This is a genomic window from Streptomyces sp. NPDC058664, assembly GCF_042716635.1.
In the GTDB taxonomy this organism is placed as follows: Bacteria; Actinomycetota; Actinomycetes; order Streptomycetales; family Streptomycetaceae; genus Streptomyces.
In genome coordinates, this window is record NZ_JBHXRW010000222.1 from 1 (window position 1) to 1,254 (window position 1,254).

Annotated in this window: 2 protein-coding genes; both read right to left on the reverse strand. The window is 67.9% G+C overall.

Features of this window, described 5'->3' with window-relative positions; all coding sequences use genetic code 11:
* Window positions 1–389 precede the first annotated feature (389 nt).
* The gene (locus ACFWUY_RS41720) at window positions 390–845 is read right to left on the reverse strand and encodes a hypothetical protein (protein ID WP_378844397.1); all 456 of its coding nucleotides are present in this window, start codon (window positions 843–845) and stop codon (window positions 390–392) included.
* An 81-nt stretch (window positions 846–926) separates the two neighbouring features.
* Window positions 927–1,254 (reverse strand): hypothetical protein (locus ACFWUY_RS41725; RefSeq protein WP_384122302.1); only part of this gene is annotated, 328 nt, incomplete at its 5' end.

Genomic DNA, 1,254 nt, shown 5'->3' on the forward strand with positions numbered 1-1,254 from the left:
TGTCTCGGCGTTTGCTGAGCCTTTGGCTACTTTTTCGCACCGCTGACCTGCACCAAGATCGAATTCCCGTGGCAATCGAGCGCAGCGAGTGCGGCAGCACCAAAAACCCGGCCACGATCGCGCCGCAACACGACAGGACCGCCCTTCCTCGGCATCTAGCGTGAGTCCGGCTACCGAACCCCTCAAGGGCGCTACGCGTCGGCTGCGCCGATGGCCTGCGGCCACCCTTGACCGCTCCGGCATCCGGACTCATTTGGCCTTCGGAGGAAGGGCCCGGGAAACAGTTGGGGGAGCAGCAGGCCGATGGGCAGTTCCACGACTGCCGAACGGCTGAGGACACGAAAAAGCCCCCGACCCGTAGGTCAGGGGCTCCTCGAGGAGGGCGGCGGTTACGCGGCGGGCGGGGTGTAGCTGCCGATGTCGTAGACGCGGCCGTAGCTGCTGTCCTTGAGCGGGCCGACGTAGAGCAGGCCCTCGATCCTGCCGCCCAGTGCGACGCCGCCGGCGCGGGCCCGGCGGACCCCGGCCGAGATGGCGCGCTGCACGTCGCGGTCCATCGTGATCGCGCGCAGGCCTTCGTCCTGCTCGTCGACGCGAGCCGCGGCGTCGATCTCGATGATCAGCTGCGAGTCGATCACCGGATCGCCACCGGTCGAGACCTGCGGCTTGCGGTTGATCCAGTACAGCGGCATTCCCTGGCTGTTGTGGCGGTGACGGCGGACCACGGCGACGATCTCGCCGGACACCCCGTCGCCGGGCTGCACGTCCTTGCCGAATGGATTGGTCGCGCCCTGGCCCATCAGCTCGGCGTTGATCTGGTCCAGGTCGGTCAGTGCGTTCGTCATGATGTTCGTTCCCTTGTTCGTGTGTTGGTTGAGGTGAGAAGTAGGGCGGGGCAGGCTCGGCGCCAGCCCCGCGGTGACCGGTCAGCGAATGAGCGTGAGCACCTCCGCTCCGGTGTCCACCGGCTCAGCGGACGCCAGGATCTGGGCTACACGTGAGTGCGACAGACCGACTGCAGCACCGATCTTGCGAGTGGACTCACCCTCGGCGTTGCGGCGAAAGATCTCGGCATCGCGCTCGGCGAGCGGGTCCGGGGTCGGTGCGCTGTCCAGTGCCGCGAGGCCGGTTGTCGAGCTGCTGTCCAGCGCTTTCCGGTCGCTGTCCAGCGCTGTCCACTCCGCGTCTACCGGTGTGGAGTCGCTGTCCAGTCCGCTCCGGGGGCTGTCTACCGGGCTCGGCGCGGTCCGGGGA